This is a genomic window from Stenotrophomonas sp. YAU14D1_LEIMI4_1, from assembly GCF_003086815.1.
In the GTDB taxonomy this organism is placed as follows: Bacteria; Pseudomonadota; Gammaproteobacteria; order Xanthomonadales; family Xanthomonadaceae; genus Stenotrophomonas.
Map to the genome: position 1 here is coordinate 934,427 of NZ_CP025997.1, position 19,503 is coordinate 953,929.

Sequence of the window (19,503 nt, forward strand, 5' to 3'; positions counted from 1 at the left end):
ATGGCACGTTCACTCAAGAAGGGCCCGTTCGTCGATCACCACCTCGTCAAGAAGGTGGAGGCCGCTGCGGGCAGCAAGAAGCCGATCAAAACCTGGTCGCGCCGTTCGATGATCCTGCCTGACATGGTAGGCATCACCATTGCCGTGCATAACGGCAAGAACCACATCCCGGTTCTCGTCAACGAGAACATGGTCGGCCACAAGCTCGGCGAATTTGCCATCACCCGGACCTTCAAGGGTCACGGTGGTGACAAGAAGTCGGGCAAGTAAGGAGAGATGACAATGGAAGCGAAAGCCATCCTGCGCACTGCGCGCATCTCCCCGCAGAAGGCTCGTCTGGTCGCTGACCAGGTGCGCGGTCTGCCGGCCGAGCGTGCGGTCAACCTGCTGAAGTTCTCGGACAAGAAGGCTGCCCACCTGATCAAGAAGGTGGTGGAGTCGGCTATTGCAAACGCCGAGAACAACCAGGGCGCCGACGTCGACGAGCTGAAGGTTCAGACCATCATGGTTGATGAAGGTCCGACCCTGAAGCGTTTCATGGCGCGGGCGAAAGGCCGCGGTACCCGCATCCTCAAGCGCACCAGCCACATCACTGTGGTTGTGGGCGCCGGCAAGTAAGCGGATAAGGAAAAGACCATGGGTCATAAAGTTCATCCGATTGGTATCCGCCTGGGTATTTCCAAGGACTGGAACTCCAAGTGGTACGCCAACAAGGCCGAGTTCGCTGGTTACCTGGCAGCCGACCTGAAAGTGCGCGACATGCTGCGCAAGAAGCTGGCTCAGGCCGGCATCAGCAAGATCCTGATCGAGCGTCCGGCCAAGACCGCTCGCGTGACGATCCACACCGCCCGTCCGGGCGTGGTGATCGGCAAGCGCGGTGAGGACATCGAGAAGCTGCGCAAGGAAGTGAGCGAGATGATGGGCGTCCCGGCGCACATCAACGTCACCGAAGTGCGCAAGCCGGAACTGGACGCGCAGCTCGTTGCCGAGTCGATCGCCCAGCAGCTGGAGCGTCGCATCATGTTCCGCCGCGCAATGAAGCGCTCGGTCGGCAACGCGATGCGCCTGGGTGCCCTGGGCATCAAGGTCAACGTCGGTGGCCGCCTCAACGGTGCAGAAATCGCCCGTTCGGAGTGGTACCGCGAAGGCCGCGTGCCGCTGCACACCCTGCGTGCCGACATCGACTATGGCTTCGCTGAAGCCAAGACGACCTACGGCATCATCGGCATCAAGGTCTGGATCTACAAGGGCGAAGTCTTCGATTTCTCCCAGGTTGGCCAGGAAAAGCAGGACGACACCCCGTCGCGCAACGATCGTCACGATCGCGGCGACCGCGGTGACCGTCAGCGCCCGGCTCGTGAAGCGAGGTAACGACAATGTTGCAACCCAAGCGAACCAAGTACCGCAAGGTACACAAGGGCCGTAACGAAGGCCTGAGCTGGAGCGCCAACGCTGTCAGCTTCGGCGAGTACGGTCTGAAAGCAACCGCCCACGGTCAGCTGACCGCGCGCCAGATCGAAGCGGCCCGCCGCTCGATCAGCCGCTACGTCAAGCGCGGCGGCAAGATGTGGATCCGTGTGTTCCCCGACAAGCCCATCACCAAGAAGCCCATCGAAGTTCGAATGGGTTCGGGTAAGGGTAACGTGGAATACTGGGTGGCCCAGATCCAGCCCGGCCGCATGATCTATGAAATCGAGGGTGTTACCGAAGAAGTGGCACGCGAGGCATTCCGCCTGGCCGCCGCCAAGCTCTCGGTCACCACCACTTTCGTGACCCGGACGGTGCGCTGATGGATATCAAAACTCTCCGTGAAAAGTCGGCTGACGAACTCAAGGCCCACCTGATCGACCTGCGTAAGGAACAGTTCTCTGTCCGTATGCAGCAGGTCACCGGCCAGCTGCCGAAGACCCACGACATCCGCCGGGTCCGTCGCGAGATTGCTCGCGTCAAGACCCTGCTCGGCAGCACGAAGTAAGGATGGCCGCTATGAGCGACAATACTGAAAACAAGGCGCTGCGCACGGTCGAAGGCCGTGTCGTCAGCAACAAGATGGACAAGACGGTTACCGTCCTGGTTGAGCGTCAGGTCAAGCACGCGCTGTACGGCAAGTACATCAAGCGCTCGACGAAGCTGCACGCCCACGATGCCGACAACGCCTGCAAGGAAGGCGATGTCGTCCGCGTGACCGAGATTGCTCCGATGTCCAAGACCAAGAACTGGCGCGTGGTGGAAGTCATCACGCGTGCGGCTGAATAAGGAGTCTGAATCATGATCCAGATGCAGAGCTACCTTGACGTCGCGGACAATTCGGGTGCCAAGCAGGTGATGTGCTTCAAGGTGCTGGGTGGTTCCAAGCGCCGTTACGCCGGTATCGGCGACATCATCAAGGTCACCGTGAAGGATGCGATTCCGCGCGGCAAGGTCAAGAAGGGTGAAGTGTATGACGCCGTCGTGGTGCGTACCCGCAAGGGTGTGCGTCGCGCCGACGGCTCGCTGATCCGCTTCGACGGCAACGCTGCCGTTCTGCTGAACAACAAGCAGGAGCCGATCGGTACCCGTATCTTCGGGCCGGTGACCCGTGAACTTCGTTCGGAGAAGTTCATGAAGATCGTCTCGCTCGCTCCCGAAGTGCTGTGAGCGACAGGAGATAATCATGGCTAACCGTATCAAGAAGGGCGACCAGGTTGTCGTCAATGCCGGCAAGGACAAGGGCGAGCGTGGCGAAGTGCTTCGCGTCGACGGCGACCGCGTGGTCGTTGCCAACGTGAACATCGTCAAGCGCCACACCAAGCCGAATCCGCAGGCAGGCGTTGCCGGCGGCGTGGTCGAGCGTGAAGCGTCGATCCATATCTCCAACGTGAATGTGCTGAACCCGGCTTCGGGCAAGGGCGAACGCGTTGGCTTCAAGGTGCTGGAGGATGGACGCAAACTGCGTGTGTTCCGCTCCAGCGGTGAGGCGCTCGACGCCTGAGGAATGTGAAGATGACTTCCCGTCTCGAAAAGTTTTACAAGGAAGAAGTGGTGCCGGCGCTGATGAAGCAGTTCGGCTACACCAATCCGATGGAAGTGCCGAAGCTGGTCAAGGTCACCCTGAACATGGGTGTCGGCGAAGCGGCCACCAACAAGAAGATCCTGGAAAACGCCGTCGGCGACATGACCAAGATTTCCGGCCAGAAGCCGGTTGTCACCAAGTCGCGTATCTCGGTTGCGTCGTTCAAGATCCGTGATGGTTGGCCGATTGGCTGCAAGACCACGCTGCGTCGCCACAAGATGTACGAGTTCCTGGATCGCCTGATCAACATCTCGCTGCCGCGCGTGCGCGACTTCCGTGGTGTTTCCGGTCGTTCCTTCGACGGTCGCGGCAACTTCAACATGGGTGTGAAGGAACAGATCATCTTCCCGGAAATCGACTTCGACGCTGTCGACGCGATCCGCGGCATGGATATCGCCATCACCACCACTGCGAAGACCGACGCGGAAGCGAAGGCGCTGCTGGCAGCGTTCAAGTTCCCGTTCCGTAACTGATTCGTCGAGGATACCGAAATGGCAAAGACCTCCATGGTCAACCGCGACATCAAGCGGGAAAAGCTGGCCAAGAAGTACGCCGACAAGCGTGCCGCTCTGAAGAAGATCGTCTCCTCGCTGGAGTCGAGCTACGAAGAGAAGATCGAAGCCGCAACCAAGCTGGCCAAGCTGCCGCGCGATTCGTCGCCGAGCCGCCAGCGCAACCGTTGCGAGCTGTCGGGCCGTCCGCGTGGCGTCTACAGCAAGTTCGGCCTGGGCCGCAACAAGCTGCGTGAAGCCACCATGCGCGGCGACGTGCCGGGCCTGCGCAAGGCCAGCTGGTAATCCCAGCCGGTCCTGCGACCAGGAACCCCTCCGGGGGTTCCTGAACAGGTCAGGGCAGGCATTCAGGCTTGCCCAAGCAAAAAAACCCGAAGAGCCCGGCGCAAGTCGGGCTCTTTTGGCGTATACTCCCGCGTCTTGCCCTGCGCGAGCGGGGTTGCAGGGGTAGGTCATTGGCCTGCCGCAAGAAGGGACCTGGCCCGTTTCCAGGAGACAACAGATTTTCGCGAAAGCGGATATCGGTGCACTCAAAGGTACTCATATGAGCATGACTGATCCCATCGCCGACCTGCTGGTCCGCATCAAGAATGCGGCCGCGGTTGGCAAGCAGACGGTGAAAGCCCCGTCGTCCAAGATCAAGGTTGCGATCGCCCAGGTCCTGAAGGACGAGGGTTACATCACCGACCTGCGCGTGACCCAGCTGGAAAACAACAAGTCCGAGCTGGAAATCGTGCTGAAGTATTTCGAAGGCAAGCCGGTCATCGCGACCCTGAAGCGCTTCTCGCGTTCGGGCCTGCGCCAGTACCGCGGCAAGAGCGAACTGCCGAAGGTCATGAACGGCCTGGGTATCTCTATCATTTCCACCTCCAAGGGCATCATGACTGATGCGCAGGCGCGCCAGCTGGGCGTCGGCGGCGAAGTCCTGTGCTTCGTGGCCTAAGGCGAGAGGAGTAAGAATATGTCCCGCGTAGCCAAGAAGCCCGTCGACCTGGGTAAGGTTGAACTGAACGTCCAGTCCGAATCCGTCACCGTCAAGGGCCCGAAGGGCACCCTGTCGCTGCCGAAGCCGGCCGGCATTGCCATCAACGTCGAGAACGGCGTTGCCACCCTGAGCACCGAGAATGCGGATCTGATCCCGCTGACCGGTACCGTCCGCGCCATCCTGTCCAACATGGTCAAGGGTGTTTCCGAAGGCTTCGAGCGCAAGCTGGAGCTGGTCGGCGTGGGTTACCGTGCTGCCATGCAGGGCAAGGACCTGAGCCTGTCGCTCGGTTTCTCGCACCCGGTGGTGTTCGTTGCTCCGGAAGGCATCACCATCTCCACCCCGACCCAGACCGAGATCCTGGTCCAGGGCGCCGACAAGCAGGTCGTTGGTGAAGTTGCCGCCAAGATCCGTGCGTTCCGCAAGCCGGAACCGTACAAGGGCAAGGGCGTGAAGTACTCCGACGAAGTCATCATCCGTAAGGAAGCCAAGAAGGCCTAAGCGCGAGTCCCTCACCAGGGAAAAGCCTGACCTTCAGCTTTCAAGGAAAACACATCATGAACAAGAACATCGCCCGCCTGCGTCGCGCCAAGTCGACCCGTGCTCACATCCGCGAGCTGGGTGTGGCCCGTCTGTCGGTGCTGCGCACCGGCCAGCACCTGTACGCACAGGTCTTCACCGCCGACGGCTCCAAGGTGCTGGCTGCTGCCAACACCACCCAGGCCGACGTCAAGGACGGCCTGAAGAACGGCAAGAACGCCGACGCCGCTGCCAAGGTTGGCCGCATCGTTGCCGAGCGCGCCAAGGCCGCTGGCATCGAGAAGGTTGCCTTCGATCGTTCGGGTTACCGTTACCACGGCCGCATCAAGGCCCTGGCTGACGCCGCCCGCGAAGCCGGCCTGCAGTTCTAAGAGGTCAGGGCAGGGGACGTTCGTCTCCTGCCCGCCTGCTCGCCAGCCTGAGCGAGGCTGGACGGCGCCGCTCTTCTGCAGCGGCCCACCGGAACAACGCGGTACTCCACAACCATAAGCGGCCCCGAGCCGTACATACCCAAACAACCAAGGAATCAAGATGGCAGAAGAACGTCAGCAGCGGGGTCGCGATCGCGACCGCAACCGCGAAGAGAAAGTCGACGACGGCATGATTGAAAAGCTGGTCGCGGTCAACCGCGTCAGCAAGACCGTCAAGGGCGGTCGCCAGTTCACCTTCACCGCCCTGACCGTGGTCGGCGACGGCGAAGGCAAGGTCGGTTTCGGCTATGGCAAGGCGCGCGAAGTGCCGGTCGCCATCCAGAAGTCGATGGAACAGGCTCGCAAGAACCTGGTCAGCGTTGACCTGAACAACGGCACCCTGTGGCACACCATCAAGGATGGCCACGGCGCTGCACGCGTGTTCATGCAGCCGGCTTCGGAAGGTACGGGCGTCATCGCCGGCGGTGCCATGCGCGCCGTGCTGGAAGCGGTTGGCGTGAAGAACGTGCTGGCCAAGGCCACCGGTTCGCGCAACCCGATTAACCTGGTGCGTGCCACCGTGAAGGGCCTGACTGCAGCGCAGTCGCCGGCTCGCATCGCGGCCAAGCGCGGCAAGAAGGTGGAGGAACTCAACCATGGCTAATGAGTCCAACAAGACTGTGAAGGTGCGCCTGGTGCGCGGCCTGCGTGGTGCTCAGTCGCGTCACCGCCTGTCGGTGCGTGCTCTGGGTCTGAACAAGCTCAACGATGTGCGTGAACTGAAGGACAGCCCGCAGGTTCGCGGTCTGATCAACACCGTTCACTACCTTGTCAAGGTTGAGGAGTAATCGATCATGACTCTGCGTCTCAATGAACTGAGCCCGGCACCGGGCGCCCGCACCGAGCGCACCCGCGTCGGTCGCGGTATCGGCTCGGGCCTGGGCAAGACTGCCGGCCGCGGCCACAAGGGTTCGTTCGCCCGTAAGGGTGGCGGCAAGATCAAGGCTGGCTTCGAAGGCGGCCAGACCCCCATGCAGCGTCGTCTGCCGAAGATCGGCTTCCGTTCGCCGATCGCCAAGGACACCGCTGAAGTGCTGCTGTACGCGCTGGACAAGCTGCCGGCCGGTGAGATCGACTTCGCCGCCCTGCGTGCTGCCAAGCTGGTCCCGAGCACTGCCAAGAAGGCCAAGGTCGTCGTCAAGGGCGAAGTGACCAAGGCGTTCACCCTGAAGGGTATTGCTGCCACGGCTGGTGCCAAGGCCGCGATCGAAGCTGCCGGCGGCAGCGTAACGGAGTAAGAAAATCATGGCGCAAGCTGGCATCGGTAACCTCGCGGGCGGAATGGGCAAGTTCACTGAACTTCGCCAACGTTTGCTGTTCGTCGTCGGGGCTTTGATCGTCTATCGCATTGGCTGCTACGTGCCGGTGCCGGGCGTCAATCCCGATGCCATGCTTGCCATGATGCAACAGCAGGGCGGCGGCATCGTGGACATGTTCAACATGTTCTCGGGCGGCGCCCTGCACCGTTTCAGCATCTTCGCGCTGAACGTGATGCCGTACATTTCGGCATCGATCGTGATGCAGCTGGCCGTCCACATCTTCCCCGCGCTGAAGGCGATGCAGAAGGAAGGTGAGTCCGGCCGCCGCAAGATCACCCAGTATTCGCGCATCGGCGCCGTGGTGCTGGCAGTGGTGCAGGGCGGTTCGATCGCCCTGGCGCTGCAGGGCCAGGTCTCGCCGTCGGGCGCTCCGGTCGTCTACGCACCGGGCATGGGCTTCGTGCTCACCGCCGTGATCGCGCTGACCGCCGGCACCATGTTCCTGATGTGGGTCGGTGAGCAGGTGACCGAGCGCGGCATCGGCAACGGTGTGTCGCTGATCATCTTCGCCGGCATCGTGGCCGGCCTGCCTGCCGCGGTCATCCATACCTTCGATGCCTACCGCGACGGCAACATCCAGTTCATCCAGCTGCTGCTGATCGCCATCGTGGTGCTGGCCTTCACCTTCTTCGTGGTGTTCGTCGAACGCGGCCAGCGCCGCATCACGGTGAACTACGCACGTCGCCAGGGCGGCCGCAACGCGTACATGAACCAGACCTCGTTCCTGCCGCTGAAGCTGAACATGGCGGGCGTGATCCCGGCCATCTTCGCCTCCAGCCTGCTGGCCTTCCCGGCCACGCTGACCATGTGGGCCGGCCAGGCTGCCAACCAGAGCACCTTTGGCCAGGTCCTGCAGAAGGTCGCCAATGCCCTGGGCCCGGGCGAGCCGCTGCACATGATCGTGTTCGCTGCGCTGATCACTGGCTTTGCGTTCTTCTATACCGCGCTGGTGTTCAACTCGCAGGAAACCGCCGACAACCTGAAGAAGTCGGGCGCGCTGATTCCGGGCATCCGTCCGGGCAAGGCCACCGCCGACTACATCGACGGCGTGCTGACCCGCCTGACTGCTGCCGGTTCGGCTTATCTGGTGATCGTCTGCCTGCTGCCGGAACTGATGCGCACGCAGCTGAACGCCTCGTTCTACTTCGGTGGTACTTCGCTGCTGATCGTGGTGGTGGTGGTGATGGACTTCATCGCCCAGGTGCAGGCGCACCTGATGTCGCACCAGTACGAGAGCCTGCTGAAGAAGGCCAACCTGAAGGGCGGCAACCGCGGCGGCTTTGCTCGCGGCTGATCAGCCTGTTATACTTTCGTCTTCCTGACGTGATGGTCCCTCCGCTTCGCGGACTCCGGCCACACAAACGAAGGGCGGCCCCCGCAGCGGTTCCGGGTGGGGGTGTGATGAGGTGGTCCCGCGCAGGAGTAGCGCGGGCGGCCCCGGAGGAAACTCCAGGTCCAACCCCATCCGGCGCCGGAGCCTGGGCACACTCCCCAGGCCGGGTTCATGAAACCAATGGTTTCACGGGCTTCCATGTAAACCGGAACCTTGTTAGTATCGCTAGTTCACTTTTTTGATCCATCCTGCCGGATTGGCGCGCCTACGGTGCGCTGTCGGCCATCACTCAGCTGGAGAACCGCGTCATGGCGCGTATTGCAGGCGTCAACCTGCCAGCCCAGAAGCACGTCTGGGTCGGGTTGCAAAGCATTTACGGCATCGGCCGTACCCGTTCGAAGAAGGTCTGCGAAGTCGCAGGCGTTGCTTCGACCACCAAGATCCGCGATCTGTCGGAGCCGGAAATCGAGCGCCTGCGCGCCGAAGTCGGCAAGTACATCGTGGAAGGCGATCTGCGCCGTGAGATCGGTATCGCGATCAAGCGCCTGATGGACCTGGGCTGCTACCGCGGCCTGCGTCACCGTCGTGGCCTCCCGCTGCGTGGCCAGCGCACCCGTACCAACGCCCGCACCCGCAAGGGTCCGCGCAAGGCGATCAAGAAGTAAGGGACTGACAAATGGCTAAGCCCGCTGCTAAGACCAAGAAGAAGATCAAGCGCGTCATCACTGATGGCGTTGCCCACGTCCACGCTTCGTTCAACAACACCATCGTGACCATCACCGACCGCCAGGGCAACGCTCTGTCGTGGGCGACCTCCGGTGGCGCTGGCTTCCGCGGTTCGCGCAAGTCGACCCCGTTCGCAGCCCAGGTGGCTGCCGAGAAGGCCGGTCGTGCTGCGCTGGACTACGGCGTGAAGTCGCTGGAAGTCCGCATCAAGGGCCCGGGTCCGGGCCGTGAGTCGGCCGTGCGTTCGTTGAACAACGTCGGCTACAAGATCACCAACATCATCGACGTGACGCCTATCCCGCACAACGGGTGCCGTCCGCCGAAGAAGCGTCGCGTCTAAAGGGAGCGATAAGAAATGGCTCGTTATATCGGTCCTACCTGTAAGCTCGCCCGTCGCGAAGGCGCCGACCTGTCCCTGAAGAGCCCGGCGCGTGCGCTGGACTCCAAGTGCAAGCTGGAGCAGAAGCCCGGCCAGCACGGCGCCACTGCCCGTAAGGGCAAGCTGTCCGACTACGCCACCCAGCTGCGTGAAAAGCAGAAGGTCAAGCGTATCTACGGCCTGCTGGAGCGTCAGTTCCGCAACTACTACAAGAAGGCCTCGACCAAGAAGGGCAACACCGGCGAGAACCTGCTGCAGCTGCTGGAAACCCGCCTGGACAACGTCGTCTACCGCATGGGCTTCGCCGTGACCCGTCCGGCTGCCCGTCAGCTGGTGTCGCACCGCGGCGTCACCGTGAACGGCAAGTCGGTCAACCTGGCTTCGTACCAGGTCAAGGCTGGCGACGCCATCGCTCTGTCGGAAAAGGCTGCCAAGCAGCTGCGCGTCCAGGAAGCCCTGACCGTCGCCGCCCAGCATGACCTGAGCCCGTCGTGGGTCGAAGTGGATTCCGGTAAGTTCACCGGCATCTTCAAGGCTGTTCCGGATCGTTCGGACCTGCCTGCGGACATCAACGAAGCGCTGATCGTCGAGCTGTATTCGAAGTAATTCACATTGGAGAGCCCCCGGCGACGGCCGGGGGTTCACTAGGAGAACCCGCAACATGACGGTTACCGCCAACCAGGTTCTGCGTCCTCGCGGTCCGCAGATCGAACGCCTTACCGACACCCGTGCAAAGGTCGTTATCGAACCTTTGGAGCGGGGTTACGGGCATACGCTGGGCAACGCCCTGCGTCGCGTGCTGCTGTCGTCCATCCCGGGCTTCGCCATCACGGAAGTCGAAATCGACGGCGTGTTGCATGAGTACACCACGGTCGAAGGTCTGCAGGAGGACGTGCTCGAAGTCCTGCTGAACCTGAAGGACGTGGCCATCCGTATGCACTCCGGCGACAGCGCCACCCTGTCCCTGTCCAAGCAGGGCCCGGGCGTTGTCACCGCTGCCGATATCAAGGTCGACCACAATGTGGAGATCCTGAACGGCGAACATGTGATCTGCCACCTGACCAAGGACACGGCAATCAACATGCGTCTGAAGATCGAGCGTGGTTTCGGCTACCAGCCGGCTGCTGCGCGTCGTCGTCCGGACGAAGAAACCCGTGCCATCGGCCGCCTGGTCCTGGATGCCTCGTTCTCGCCGGTCCGCCGTGTCGCCTACGCCGTGGAAGCGGCGCGTGTCGAACAGCGTACCGACCTGGACAAGCTGGTCATCGATATCGAGACCAACGGCACCATCGACGCCGAGGAAGCCGTGCGCACCGCCGCCGACATCCTCAGCGACCAGCTGTCGGTGTTCGGTGACTTCACCCACCGCGACCGCGGTGCGGCCAAGCCGGCCAACAACGGCGTGGATCCGGTGCTGCTGCGCCCGATCGACGATCTGGAACTGACCGTGCGTTCGGCCAACTGCCTGAAGGCGGAAAGCATCTACTACATCGGCGATCTGATCCAGAAGACCGAAGTGGAGCTGCTGAAGACCCCGAACCTGGGCAAGAAGTCGCTCACCGAAATCAAGGAAGTGCTGGCCCAGCGTGGCCTGTCGCTAGGCATGAAGCTGGAAAACTGGCCGCCGGCCGGTGTCGCCAGCCACGGCATGCTGGGCTGATACAGCCTCCTGGTGTACCTGAAGGCTCCACCGTTCGCGGTGGAGCCTTCAACCGGTTTACGAAACACGCCACGACGAACCGAAGGTTCGCGGGCAGGTCGTCCAGGACGGATGACCAGGACCATCCGCAGTCCGTGCAGCAACGCCAGGAAGGCGACATCGATCCACAACGCCTCATCATTAACCAAGGAATTCCACCATGCGTCACCAGAAGTCTGGCCGTAAGTTCAGCCGCACCAGCGCCCACCGCGAAGCAATGTTCAAGAACATGGCTGCCTCGCTGTTCAAGCACGAGCTGATCAAGACCACCCTGCCGAAGGCCAAGGAACTGCGCCGCGTTGCCGAGCCGCTGATCACCCTGGCCAAGGTCGACTCCGTCGCCAACCGCCGTCTGGCCTTCGCCCGTCTGCGCGACAACGAAGCCGTGGGCAACCTGTTCACCATCCTGGGCCCGCGCTACGCGAACCGTCCGGGCGGCTACCTGCGTCTGCTGAAGTGCGGCTTCCGCGCCGGCGACAACGCACCGATGGCCTACGTCGAGCTGGTCGACCGTCCGGCCGTGGCCGAGGCAGTGGCCGAGTAATCGGACCGCTCCAACGCGAAACAGCGAAAGCCCGGCGACTGCCGGGCTTTTGCGTTTCCGGGGTCGGATCCCGTGCCGCAGGCACGGGCTCTGACCCCATGATCGCCGCGCAACGGGTCAGAGCCCTTTGCCTGCGCAAAGGGATCTGACCCACACCGTTCCGACAGGCGTGGCCTGCAGCGGTTCGAATGGCGCGCGCTCTCGGTTACGCTTGGCGCCTGATCACTTGAGCGTTGACGATGAATCCACTGCGCTGGCCCTTCCGCGCCCAGTTTTTCCTGGGCTTCCTGATCTGCGCAGGCCTGCTGGGCTATGCCATCTTCCTGCAGCTGAAGATGGGGCTGGAGCCCTGTCCGCTGTGCATCTTCCAGCGCCTGGCCTTCGCCGCCCTGGGGCTGCTGTTCCTGATTGGCGCACTGCACGGGCCGTCGAACCGGCCGGGCCGGGCGACCTACGGGATTCTCGCCTTCATCGCCGCCGCTGTCGGGTTCGGCATTGCCGCGCGCCATGTGTACGTGCAGCTGCTGCCGCCGGAGATGGGCGCGACCTGTGGCCCGCCGCTGAGCTTCCTGAGCGAGACGATGGGGCCGTTGGAGGTATTCCGCACGGTGCTGACCGGCACTGGCAACTGCGGCAACATCGACTGGACGTTCCTGGGCCTGACCATGCCGATGTGGTCGGGCGTGTGGTTCGCGCTGCTGGCGCTGTGGGCGCTGGTGGTGTCGCTGCGCAAGGTAGCGCGCTGAGAAACAAGCGGGGTCAGATCCCTTTGCTGCGCAAAGGGATCCGACCCCTGTCCGACCCCTGTCTGCTCAGAAGTCTTGCTGCAGGCTGAGGTAGGCGCCGCGGCGCGGCCCCCACTGCGGGGCAAACACGCCCACGCCACCGCCGTCACGCAGCTGGTAGCTGCGATCCAGCGCATTGATCACCGCCAGCTGCACGTGCAGCGGGTGGCCGCTGTCGGCGTTGAAATCGTGCCCGGCGCTCAGGTTCACCTGCAGGTAGGACGGCAGTTCGCCGCCATTGGGCACGGTGTCGGTATCAGAACGCAGGCCACTGCCGAACACATAGTTCGCACCCACCCGGTTGTGGCCGGCAAAGGCGTAGCTCAAGCCGCCGGACGAGGTCAGCCGCTGGTCGTGGTCCAGGTGGATCCAGTGCTGGGCCGCATAGGCCAGCGCGTCCGGATCCAGATTGTACTGGCCGGTGATGACGTCGGTGCCGATCGCCTTGCTCAGTGCCGCGTTGAAGTAGGCGCTGAACGGCCCGTTGCTGTAGTCGGCGCTGAATTCCAGCCCGCGGATATGGCCACGGCGGTAGTTGAAGGTGGAATAGATGTAGGCGGCGCCGAACTGGCCTTCGTCCTGCAGGCGGTCCACCCGGCGGTCGTACGCATCCAGGCCCAGGGTGAGGTGATCACCGACCTGCTGCGAAACGCCGATGTCGTAGTAATCGCTGCGCTCGGCCAGCGGTGTGGTCGTGCCGCCGGCGGGCTGTGCGTTGGTGGTGCCGTCGTACAGGGCGATGTCGGTGCTGCCGATCAGTTCGCTGGCCGGCGGGGTGAAGTAGCGCGAATAGCCGGCGTGGACGGTGGTGCTGTCGCTGGCGTTCCAGACCACGCCCAGGCGCGGGCTCAACTGGCCTTCGGTATGGCCGAAGGCGGTGTAGCGGTCGCCGCGCAGGCCGTAGTTCACGGTCCAGTCGTCGCCGATGCGCCATTCGTCCTGCACGTACAGGGCGGCGGTGCGCGCGGTGAATGCGTTGGCATCGGCGATCTGCAGCGGCGTGGTGCTGGCCTGCTGGCCCTGCGCATCCACCGGGAACACCCAGCTGGCGTTGCTGGCGCGTGCATCCTCGTGGTTGCCGTACAGGCCATAGCGCAGGGTGTGGTTCATCCCCAGCGGGGTGGAGAAATCGGCCTGCACGGTGCTGGCGCGGTTGCTGCGCTGTACCTGCGAGGCGACGCCGCTGAACACCAGGTCGCCGGCGATGTCGGGGTTGAAGCCCACATCGCTGTAGCGCTGGCCGGCCGAGAGCTGGTAGGCGGTGTCGCCCAGGTTGCCCTGCAGCACCAGCATGCCGAAGCGGGTGGTTTCGCGCTGGGTTTCGTCCAGCTGGCTGGAGTCGAACGTGGTGGTGTCCAGATAGCCGAACTGCGGTTCCTGGCCGGGGTTCACCGGAATCTGGAAGCGGTTGTTGGCAAAGCCGGCGAACAGGCTGAGGCGGGTGTTGTCGTTGACCAGGTAGGTCAGGTCGGCGAAGGCCTTGCCCTGGTGGGTGTCGTCATGCTGCGGCCGGCGGGCGTTGGTCGGGCTTTCCAGGCCGACCTCGTTCTGGTCGTAGTTGCCGGTCAGGAACCAGCTCCAGCGCCCCTGGCTGCCCCACCACGAGGCGTTGGGGTTCACCTTGCCGTACGAGCCAGTGGTGATGCCGGCGCTGCCGCCATTGCCCAACTCGGCGCCGCTGCGGGTGGTGATGTCGACCACCGCGGCGGTGCGCTCGCCGAACTGGGCCGGCAAGGCGCCGTCCATCAGGCGGATGCTCTTGATCGTGCGCGCATCCAGGGTCTGGCCGAAGCCGGAGATGGATTCGGGCAGCAGTACTCCGTTGATCCGGTACTGCAGGTTGGCGTGGTCGCCGCGCACGTGCACGCCGCCGTAAGAGTCCTGGACCACACCCGGTGCCTGCAGCAGCACCTGGCTGAGCGGCGCTGCGGCGCCCAGCGGCTGTTTCTGGATGTCCTCGGCGGTGATCTGGTACTGGCTGCTGCCGATATCCGGGGAGAGCGCGTTGCGCGCCTGGTCGAGCTGGGCGCTGACGGTGACCACGTCGAGGTCTTTCACGGCCGGTGACGTGCTGTCGGCGGCCAGGGCGACGGTGGGCAGGCTGGCCAGGGCCAGGACGAGGGTGACGGCCGTTGCGAGCGGGGAGGGCTTCATGGTCGGGATGGGGTCGATGGGAGGGAGGGGCCGGTCCATGACGGGAAGTGTTACTTCCTAACAACTGAGTGCGGATCATGCGCCTGCCCGGGGCGCTGTGGGCATGCCGGTTGTGGCGGATCGGCATGCGCTTTCTGTGCCGTTCAGCTGGCCGGCCCGGGCCAGGTGCTTTGCGTCAGCCGCGCCCTCTGCGACCATGAACGTCCCCCTCTTGTTCCTCCGGATGTCCGCAATGAGCCTGTCCGCCGTTACGCCTGCCGCTGACCCTGCCACCGCCGCCGTGGGCGCTGCCTGGTCGCCGGAAAGCTGGCGCGGCAAGACCGCGCTGCAGATGCCGACCTACCCGGACCCGGTGGCGCTGGATGCCGCCCTGCACGAGCTCAAGCGCCTGCCGCCGCTGGTGACCTCCTGGGAGATCCTGGCGTTGAAGCAGCAGCTGGCCGACGCGCAGGAAGGCAAGCGCTTCCTGCTGCAGGGTGGCGACTGCGCCGAGAACTTCAGCGACTGCGAATCAGGCACGATTTCCAACCGGCTGAAGGTGCTGCTGCAGATGAGCCTGGTGCTGGTGCACGGCCTGCGCCAGCCGGTGATCCGCGTGGGTCGCTTTGCCGGCCAGTACGCCAAGCCGCGCTCGGCCGACACCGAGACCCGCGACGGCGTGACCCTGCCCAGCTACCGCGGCGATGTGATCAACGCGCCGGCCTTCACCGAAGCGGCGCGGCTGCCGGACCCGAAGCGGATGCTGCAGGCCCACGCGCATTCGGCGATGACGATGAACTTCGTGCGTGCGCTGATCGATGGCGGCTTCGCCGATCTGCACCACCCCGAGTACTGGAACCTGGACTGGGTGCGGCATTCGCCGTTGGCTGCCGAGTACCAGAAGATGGTGGCCTCGATCGGCGACGCCGTGCACTTCATGGAAACCCTGGCCGGGGCCCGCGTCCACAACCTCAACCGCATTGATTTCTACACCTCGCACGAAGCGCTGCTGCTGCCCTACGAGCAGGCGCTGACCCGGCAGGTGCCGCGCCAGCAGGGCTGGTTGAACCTGAGCACGCACTACCCGTGGATCGGCATGCGCACAGCGGCGCTGGACGGCGCGCACGTGGAGTACCTGCGCGGGGTGCGCAATCCGATCGCGATCAAGGTGGGCCCGTCGGTGCAGCCGGACCAGTTGCTACGCTTGATCGATGTGCTGAACCCCGAGGACGAACCGGGCCGCCTGAGTTTCATCCACCGCATGGGCGCGGCGCAGATTGCGGAAAAGCTGCCGCCGCTGCTGGATGCGGTGAAGCGCGATGGCCGCCGCGTGCTGTGGGTGTGCGATGCCATGCATGGCAACACCGAAAGCACGGCCAATGGCTTCAAGACGCGTCGCTTCGACAATGTGCGCAGCGAAGTGGAACTGTCCTTCGATCTGCATGCGGCGGCGGGCACGCGGCTGGGCGGTGTGCACCTGGAGCTGACCGGTGAGGATGTGACCGAATGCACCGGCGGTGCGCGTGAGCTGACCGAGCGCGATCTGGAGCGCGCCTACCGCTCGACGGTGGACCCGCGCCTGAACTACGAACAGTCGCTGGAGATCGCGATGGCGATCGTGCGCAAGCAGGAACAGGCGCGGTAAGGGGTTTTTCGGCAGGGCTTGCAGCCCTGCACCTGCCGAATCAACGTCAACGGCAAAAGCGGGTTTTCCGCGAGTGGGCGGGGCGGTGTCGCAGTGCGGGGACGCCGCAAGTACGTCCGTGTAGGCTTGGCCGCCGCATCCATGCGGCGGACACCCCGCACTGCGACACCGCCCCGCCTCTGACAGGTTCACGCGATCTGTTGGACCGGCACGGGGTCGGATCCCGGATTCATTTCGATTCCGATTGAGATTCATCCACGCATGGCGTGGATCTACCAGACCGCGGAAATCTGTCGAAGGCGGGGTGGGTCCGGTTGCGGGGGTATCCGCGCCATGGATGGTGCGGCTAAGCCCCGATGGACGGGTTTACGGCGTCCCCCGCAACCGGACCCGCCCCGCCATCCCACGGAATGCACGCTTTTGACGTTGCTGTTGACGTTGCTCCAGGCAGTTGCAGGGCCGCAGGCCCTGCATCAAACCCCACCCGCTGACGTGATGCTCATGCCGCCTGCGCGACCCTGTGGGTTCATGCAATGAGCGAGGGTCTGCGGTGGGCTGGCAACATGTGCAGGACTATCTGTGGCCGATCGGTGCGGCGCTGCTGCTCGGCGGCCTGGCCGCGTGGGGCGTACTGGCCCTGTATCGCCGCCTGCGCGGGCGCGACCGGCGGCGCGCGCGCATCGGTCGGGTGATCGGGCCGCCGTTGGCGATGGCGTTGCCGCTGTTGCTGCTGGTGCCCGCGCTGCAGGCCACGCCATTGCCCGAGCGCATGCTGGACCAGGTCCTGCGTGGCGTGCATATCGGCCTGACGGCCTGCTTCATCTGGCTGCTGGTGCGGGGCGTGGCGGCCGGCGAACGCGCGATCCTGCGCAGCCATCCAATCGATGTGTCCGACAACCTGGAGGCGCGGCGTATCCAGACCCAGACGCGCGTGCTCAGTCGCGTGCTGATGGGCGGCATCATCGTGCTCGGCGCATCGCTGGTGCTGCTCACTTTCCCGATGGTGCAGAAGATCGGCACCGCGCTGCTGGCGTCGGCGGGCTTGATCGGCCTGGTTGCCGGTATCGCGGCCAAGCCGGTGTTCGGCAACCTGATTGCCGGCCTGCAGATTGCCCTCACCCAGCCGATCCGGCTGGACGACGTGGTGATCGTGGAAGGTGAGTGGGGCCGCATCGAAGAGATCGGCAGCAGCTACGTGGTGGTGCGCATCTGGGACGAGCGGCGCATGGTGGTGCCGTTGACCTGGTTCATCGAGCACCCGTTCCAGAACTGGACGCGGCGCAGTGCCGATCTGCTCGGCACGGCCTTCCTGTGGCTGGACTATCGCGCGCCCATCGCGGCGATCCGTACCGAGCTGGAGCGGATCTGTCGCGGCGAGGCGCTGTGGGATGGTCGTGTCTGCGTGACCCAGGTGACCGAAACCAGCGAACGGGCGATCCAGGTGCGTCTGCTGGTCAGTGCGCGCAATTCCGGCGACGCGTTCGATCTGCGCTGCCTGGTGCGCGAGCGCATGCTGGATTTCCTGGCCCGTGAACACCCGCAGGCGCTGCCGCAGGTGCGGGCACGGCTGCACCAGGATGATGAGATGGACATGCCGCGTGGGCCACGCGCGCGTACTGCCGATGTGCGTTCGCCTGGTGCCGAGGATGGCGAGGCCGCCATCGTGCCGGTGGAATCGCTGCCGGAGCGGTAGCGCCGGGCCATGCCCGGTGAACGCGGCGGCGTCGGGCGATCAGGGATCGCCGGTGTCGATCAGGGCATCGGTATCGAAGTGCGGCGGCCGGCGCGCGCGGGTGCGCTGTTCGTACGCATAGCCCATTTCGATCAGCTTCGGTTCGCTCCACGCGGTGCCCATGAACAGCAGGCCCGCCGGCAGGCCATCGATCTGCCCCATCGGCACGGTCAGGCTGGGGTAGCCGGCCACGGCGGCGACGCTGTAGCTCTCGCCCGGGAAATCGTCGCCACGGCTGCGCAGCGGCCAGGCGGTGCCGGTGGTGGGCGCCACCAGGGCGTCCAGCCGTTGTGCGGCCAGTGTGGCATCGATGCCTTCCGGGCCCGCCAGGCGCCGGGCATCGCTGCGCGCGCGGATGTAGGCGGGGTCGGACAGGCCCGGGGTCGCGTTGGCTTCCTCCAGCAGCGATTGGCCGAAGCGGCCCAGTTCCTGCCCGCGGTTGGCCTGGTTGAAGGCGATCAGTTCGGACAGGCTGCGCAGCGGTGCGTGGTAGGTGGTGAAGTAGCGCTCCAGCCCGGCCTTGAACTCGTACAGCAGCACCAGGCGCTCGGCGTCGGCCCAGGCGCCGGCGTTGGGCAGTTGCACCGGCACCACCACGGCGCCGGCGCGGCGCAGTTCCGCCGCCGCGTGCTGCATCAGCGGGGCCATGCCGGGGTACTGCGACAGCGGCGTCTGCAGCAGCCCGATGCGCTTGCCGCGCAGGCCGTCCGGGTCCAGCCGGGCGGTGTAGTCGTAGACGGCCCGGCCAGGCATGGTGGCGGTGGCCGGATCGGCCGCATCGCGACCGGCAATGGCGGTGAGTACGGCGGCCGCATCGGCCACGCTGCGGGTCATCGGCCCGGCCGTGTCCTGGCTGAAGCTGATCGGGATGATGCCCTCGCGGCTGACCAGACCGACGGTGGGCTTCAGCCCGACCACGCCATTGATCGCGGCCGGGCAGACGATGCTGCCGTCGGTTTCGGTGCCGATGGCAACGCTGCCCAGATTGGCGGCCACGGCTACCGCACTGCCGCTGCTGGAACCGCAGGGGGAATGGCTGAGCCGGTAGGGGTTGCGGGTCTGGCCGCCGCGTGCGCTCCAGCCGGATACCGAGTTGGCATCGCGGAAGTTCGCCCACTCGCTCAGGTTGGTCTTGCCCAGCACCACGGCGCCGGCCTCGCGCAGGCGCCGCACCAGGTAGGCATCGCCCGGGCGGAAGCCCTGCAGGGCCAGTGAGCCGGCGCTGGTGGCCATGGGCGCGGCGTTGATGTTGTCCTTCAGCAGCACCGGGATGCCGTGCAGGGGGCCGCGCAGGCGCCCGCTGCGGCGTTCGCGGTCACGCTCGCCGGCTTCCTTCAAGGCATCGGGATTGAGCTCGATGACCGCACGCAGGCGCGGCCCGGCGCGGTCCAGCGCGGCGATGCGCTGCAGGTAGGCACCGGTAAGGGTGACGCTGTCCAGTTCGCCGGACACCATGCGCGCCTGCAGGTCGGCCACGTCGGTTTCGGCGTAGGGGAAGGGCGCGCTGCTGGCCGCAGGTTCGGCGGCATGGGCGCTGGGCGCGGGCGCGCTGCAGCCTGCACTGGACAGTGCCGCCAGGACGAGGATCAGACAGCTGGGCAGGGTCGGCAGGGACAGGCGCATGGCTGGGCGTGCGAGGCTCCGGCGGC

General features: G+C 64.8%; 27 protein-coding genes. 25 read left to right on the forward strand and 2 right to left on the reverse strand.

All coding sequences use genetic code 11. The annotated features are described in order from the left end of the window. The 23 genes from rpsS (at position 1) to C1932_RS04250 (ending at position 12,305) form a co-directional block, all read left to right on the forward strand. Positions 1 to 270: a 30S ribosomal protein S19 gene (gene rpsS, locus C1932_RS04135; protein ID WP_005415413.1), complete on the forward strand. Its 270-nt coding sequence runs from the start codon at positions 1 to 3 to the stop codon at positions 268 to 270. 12 nt (positions 271 to 282) lie between these two features. Continuing rightward, positions 283 to 618 (forward strand): 50S ribosomal protein L22, encoded by a 336-nt coding sequence (rplV, locus tag C1932_RS04140; RefSeq protein WP_080375339.1) that lies wholly within the window; start codon positions 283 to 285, stop codon positions 616 to 618. 18 nt (positions 619 to 636) lie between these two features. Continuing rightward, positions 637 to 1,371, forward strand: coding sequence for a 30S ribosomal protein S3 (rpsC, locus tag C1932_RS04145; protein WP_005415414.1), 735 nt, complete (start codon positions 637 to 639; stop codon positions 1,369 to 1,371). 5 nt (positions 1,372 to 1,376) lie between these two features. Beyond that, positions 1,377 to 1,790 carry a 50S ribosomal protein L16 gene (gene rplP / locus C1932_RS04150; RefSeq protein ID WP_025879305.1) on the forward strand — a complete coding sequence of 138 codons (414 nt, stop codon included), beginning with the start codon at positions 1,377 to 1,379 and terminating at the stop codon, positions 1,788 to 1,790. After that, positions 1,790 to 1,975, forward strand: a complete 186-nt coding sequence (rpmC, locus tag C1932_RS04155; RefSeq protein ID WP_004154487.1) for a 50S ribosomal protein L29 — start codon at positions 1,790 to 1,792, stop codon at positions 1,973 to 1,975. The genes rplP and rpmC overlap by 1 nt, the downstream gene beginning before the upstream one ends. Positions 1,976 to 1,986: 11 nt before the next feature. Next, complete coding sequence (rpsQ, locus tag C1932_RS04160) at positions 1,987 to 2,256, forward strand: 30S ribosomal protein S17 (RefSeq protein WP_004145355.1); 270 nt, start codon at positions 1,987 to 1,989, stop codon at positions 2,254 to 2,256. 12 nt (positions 2,257 to 2,268) lie between these two features. Beyond that, a complete protein-coding gene (gene rplN / locus C1932_RS04165) occupies positions 2,269 to 2,637 on the forward strand; it encodes a 50S ribosomal protein L14 (RefSeq protein WP_010483978.1) in 369 nt (122 codons plus the stop codon). 16 nt (positions 2,638 to 2,653) lie between these two features. Beyond that, positions 2,654 to 2,971 (forward strand): 50S ribosomal protein L24, encoded by a 318-nt coding sequence (gene rplX, locus C1932_RS04170; RefSeq protein ID WP_108748658.1) that lies wholly within the window; start codon positions 2,654 to 2,656, stop codon positions 2,969 to 2,971. An 11-nt stretch (positions 2,972 to 2,982) separates the two neighbouring features. Then, a complete protein-coding gene (rplE, locus tag C1932_RS04175; protein WP_004145361.1) occupies positions 2,983 to 3,525 on the forward strand; it encodes a 50S ribosomal protein L5 in 543 nt (180 codons plus the stop codon). 18 nt (positions 3,526 to 3,543) lie between these two features. After that, entirely contained in the window at positions 3,544 to 3,849 is a 306-nt protein-coding gene (gene rpsN, locus C1932_RS04180) for a 30S ribosomal protein S14 (protein ID WP_108748659.1), read from the forward strand. A gap of 259 nt (positions 3,850 to 4,108) precedes the next feature. Next, a complete protein-coding gene (gene rpsH / locus C1932_RS04190; RefSeq protein WP_005408210.1) occupies positions 4,109 to 4,507 on the forward strand; it encodes a 30S ribosomal protein S8 in 399 nt (132 codons plus the stop codon). Positions 4,508 to 4,525: 18 nt separating this feature from the next. Further along, complete coding sequence (rplF, locus tag C1932_RS04195) at positions 4,526 to 5,050, forward strand: 50S ribosomal protein L6 (RefSeq protein ID WP_108752275.1); 525 nt, start codon at positions 4,526 to 4,528, stop codon at positions 5,048 to 5,050. A 56-nt stretch (positions 5,051 to 5,106) separates the two neighbouring features. Beyond that, positions 5,107 to 5,460: a 50S ribosomal protein L18 gene (gene rplR / locus C1932_RS04200; protein ID WP_093817438.1), complete on the forward strand. Its 354-nt coding sequence runs from the start codon at positions 5,107 to 5,109 to the stop codon at positions 5,458 to 5,460. A 160-nt stretch (positions 5,461 to 5,620) separates the two neighbouring features. Beyond that, a complete protein-coding gene (gene rpsE, locus C1932_RS04205) occupies positions 5,621 to 6,163 on the forward strand; it encodes a 30S ribosomal protein S5 (RefSeq protein WP_053448882.1) in 543 nt (180 codons plus the stop codon). Next, positions 6,156 to 6,347: a 50S ribosomal protein L30 gene (gene rpmD, locus C1932_RS04210; RefSeq protein WP_004145412.1), complete on the forward strand. Its 192-nt coding sequence runs from the start codon at positions 6,156 to 6,158 to the stop codon at positions 6,345 to 6,347. The genes rpsE and rpmD overlap by 8 nt, the downstream gene beginning before the upstream one ends. 6 nt (positions 6,348 to 6,353) lie before the next feature. After that, positions 6,354 to 6,797 carry a 50S ribosomal protein L15 gene (rplO, locus tag C1932_RS04215; RefSeq protein WP_004154498.1) on the forward strand — a complete coding sequence of 148 codons (444 nt, stop codon included), beginning with the start codon at positions 6,354 to 6,356 and terminating at the stop codon, positions 6,795 to 6,797. Positions 6,798 to 6,804: 7 nt separating this feature from the next. Further along, positions 6,805 to 8,172, forward strand: coding sequence for a preprotein translocase subunit SecY (gene secY / locus C1932_RS04220; RefSeq protein ID WP_108761319.1), 1,368 nt, complete (start codon positions 6,805 to 6,807; stop codon positions 8,170 to 8,172). 347 nt (positions 8,173 to 8,519) lie between these two features. Beyond that, entirely contained in the window at positions 8,520 to 8,876 is a 357-nt protein-coding gene (rpsM, locus tag C1932_RS04225) for a 30S ribosomal protein S13 (protein ID WP_004154500.1), read from the forward strand. An 11-nt stretch (positions 8,877 to 8,887) separates the two neighbouring features. Beyond that, complete coding sequence (gene rpsK / locus C1932_RS04230) at positions 8,888 to 9,277, forward strand: 30S ribosomal protein S11 (RefSeq protein ID WP_042614211.1); 390 nt, start codon at positions 8,888 to 8,890, stop codon at positions 9,275 to 9,277. A 15-nt stretch (positions 9,278 to 9,292) separates the two neighbouring features. Further along, positions 9,293 to 9,922 (forward strand): 30S ribosomal protein S4, encoded by a 630-nt coding sequence (gene rpsD, locus C1932_RS04235; protein ID WP_004145446.1) that lies wholly within the window; start codon positions 9,293 to 9,295, stop codon positions 9,920 to 9,922. A gap of 55 nt (positions 9,923 to 9,977) precedes the next feature. After that, a complete protein-coding gene (rpoA, locus tag C1932_RS04240) occupies positions 9,978 to 10,976 on the forward strand; it encodes a DNA-directed RNA polymerase subunit alpha (RefSeq protein ID WP_010483975.1) in 999 nt (332 codons plus the stop codon). 199 nt (positions 10,977 to 11,175) lie between these two features. Further along, positions 11,176 to 11,559 (forward strand): 50S ribosomal protein L17, encoded by a 384-nt coding sequence (rplQ, locus tag C1932_RS04245; RefSeq protein ID WP_108748664.1) that lies wholly within the window; start codon positions 11,176 to 11,178, stop codon positions 11,557 to 11,559. 239 nt (positions 11,560 to 11,798) lie between these two features. Further along, complete coding sequence (locus tag C1932_RS04250; protein WP_108761320.1) at positions 11,799 to 12,305, forward strand: disulfide bond formation protein B; 507 nt, start codon at positions 11,799 to 11,801, stop codon at positions 12,303 to 12,305. 66 nt (positions 12,306 to 12,371) lie between these two features. On the opposite strand, the gene C1932_RS04255 is transcribed toward C1932_RS04250, so the two are convergent. Then, complete coding sequence (locus C1932_RS04255; protein ID WP_108761321.1) at positions 12,372 to 14,498, reverse strand: TonB-dependent receptor; 2,127 nt, start codon at positions 14,496 to 14,498, stop codon at positions 12,372 to 12,374. 232 nt (positions 14,499 to 14,730) lie between these two features. Here C1932_RS04255 and C1932_RS04260 point away from each other — a divergent pair, with 232 nt between their 5' ends. Continuing rightward, positions 14,731 to 16,122 (forward strand): 3-deoxy-7-phosphoheptulonate synthase class II, encoded by a 1,392-nt coding sequence (locus tag C1932_RS04260; RefSeq protein ID WP_108761322.1) that lies wholly within the window; start codon positions 14,731 to 14,733, stop codon positions 16,120 to 16,122. Positions 16,123 to 16,672: 550 nt separating this feature from the next. Then, positions 16,673 to 17,815 (forward strand): mechanosensitive ion channel family protein, encoded by a 1,143-nt coding sequence (locus tag C1932_RS04265; protein WP_108761323.1) that lies wholly within the window; start codon positions 16,673 to 16,675, stop codon positions 17,813 to 17,815. A 39-nt stretch (positions 17,816 to 17,854) separates the two neighbouring features. Here the strand turns inward: C1932_RS04265 and C1932_RS04270 are convergent, their stop codons facing one another. Beyond that, positions 17,855 to 19,477: an amidase gene (locus C1932_RS04270; protein WP_108761324.1), complete on the reverse strand. Its 1,623-nt coding sequence runs from the start codon at positions 19,475 to 19,477 to the stop codon at positions 17,855 to 17,857. Positions 19,478 to 19,503 lie beyond the last annotated feature (26 nt).

Excerpts from the sequence above, each read along its gene's own strand:
- rpsS (WP_005415413.1), top strand. The coding sequence starts at position 1 with ATGGCACGTTCACTCAAGAAGGGCCCGTTCGTCGATCACCACCTCGTC.
- rplV (WP_080375339.1), top strand. The coding sequence starts at position 283 with ATGGAAGCGAAAGCCATCCTGCGCACTGCGCGCATCTCCCCGCAGAAG.
- rpsC (WP_005415414.1), top strand. The coding sequence starts at position 637 with ATGGGTCATAAAGTTCATCCGATTGGTATCCGCCTGGGTATTTCCAAG.
- rplP (WP_025879305.1), top strand. The coding sequence starts at position 1,377 with ATGTTGCAACCCAAGCGAACCAAGTACCGCAAGGTACACAAGGGCCGT.
- rpmC (WP_004154487.1), top strand. The coding sequence starts at position 1,790 with ATGGATATCAAAACTCTCCGTGAAAAGTCGGCTGACGAACTCAAGGCC.
- rpsQ (WP_004145355.1), top strand. The coding sequence starts at position 1,987 with ATGAGCGACAATACTGAAAACAAGGCGCTGCGCACGGTCGAAGGCCGT.
- rplN (WP_010483978.1), top strand. The coding sequence starts at position 2,269 with ATGATCCAGATGCAGAGCTACCTTGACGTCGCGGACAATTCGGGTGCC.
- rplX (WP_108748658.1), top strand. The coding sequence starts at position 2,654 with ATGGCTAACCGTATCAAGAAGGGCGACCAGGTTGTCGTCAATGCCGGC.
- rplE (WP_004145361.1), top strand. The coding sequence starts at position 2,983 with ATGACTTCCCGTCTCGAAAAGTTTTACAAGGAAGAAGTGGTGCCGGCG.
- rpsN (WP_108748659.1), top strand. The coding sequence starts at position 3,544 with ATGGCAAAGACCTCCATGGTCAACCGCGACATCAAGCGGGAAAAGCTG.
- rpsH (WP_005408210.1), top strand. The coding sequence starts at position 4,109 with ATGAGCATGACTGATCCCATCGCCGACCTGCTGGTCCGCATCAAGAAT.
- rplF (WP_108752275.1), top strand. The coding sequence starts at position 4,526 with ATGTCCCGCGTAGCCAAGAAGCCCGTCGACCTGGGTAAGGTTGAACTG.
- rplR (WP_093817438.1), top strand. The coding sequence starts at position 5,107 with ATGAACAAGAACATCGCCCGCCTGCGTCGCGCCAAGTCGACCCGTGCT.
- rpsE (WP_053448882.1), top strand. The coding sequence starts at position 5,621 with ATGGCAGAAGAACGTCAGCAGCGGGGTCGCGATCGCGACCGCAACCGC.
- rpmD (WP_004145412.1), top strand. The coding sequence starts at position 6,156 with ATGGCTAATGAGTCCAACAAGACTGTGAAGGTGCGCCTGGTGCGCGGC.
- rplO (WP_004154498.1), top strand. The coding sequence starts at position 6,354 with ATGACTCTGCGTCTCAATGAACTGAGCCCGGCACCGGGCGCCCGCACC.
- secY (WP_108761319.1), top strand. The coding sequence starts at position 6,805 with ATGGCGCAAGCTGGCATCGGTAACCTCGCGGGCGGAATGGGCAAGTTC.
- rpsM (WP_004154500.1), top strand. The coding sequence starts at position 8,520 with ATGGCGCGTATTGCAGGCGTCAACCTGCCAGCCCAGAAGCACGTCTGG.
- rpsK (WP_042614211.1), top strand. The coding sequence starts at position 8,888 with ATGGCTAAGCCCGCTGCTAAGACCAAGAAGAAGATCAAGCGCGTCATC.
- rpsD (WP_004145446.1), top strand. The coding sequence starts at position 9,293 with ATGGCTCGTTATATCGGTCCTACCTGTAAGCTCGCCCGTCGCGAAGGC.
- rpoA (WP_010483975.1), top strand. The coding sequence starts at position 9,978 with ATGACGGTTACCGCCAACCAGGTTCTGCGTCCTCGCGGTCCGCAGATC.
- rplQ (WP_108748664.1), top strand. The coding sequence starts at position 11,176 with ATGCGTCACCAGAAGTCTGGCCGTAAGTTCAGCCGCACCAGCGCCCAC.
- C1932_RS04250 (WP_108761320.1), top strand. The coding sequence starts at position 11,799 with ATGAATCCACTGCGCTGGCCCTTCCGCGCCCAGTTTTTCCTGGGCTTC.
- C1932_RS04255 (WP_108761321.1), bottom strand. The coding sequence starts at position 14,498 with ATGAAGCCCTCCCCGCTCGCAACGGCCGTCACCCTCGTCCTGGCCCTG.
- C1932_RS04260 (WP_108761322.1), top strand. The coding sequence starts at position 14,731 with ATGAGCCTGTCCGCCGTTACGCCTGCCGCTGACCCTGCCACCGCCGCC.
- C1932_RS04270 (WP_108761324.1), bottom strand. The coding sequence starts at position 19,477 with ATGCGCCTGTCCCTGCCGACCCTGCCCAGCTGTCTGATCCTCGTCCTG.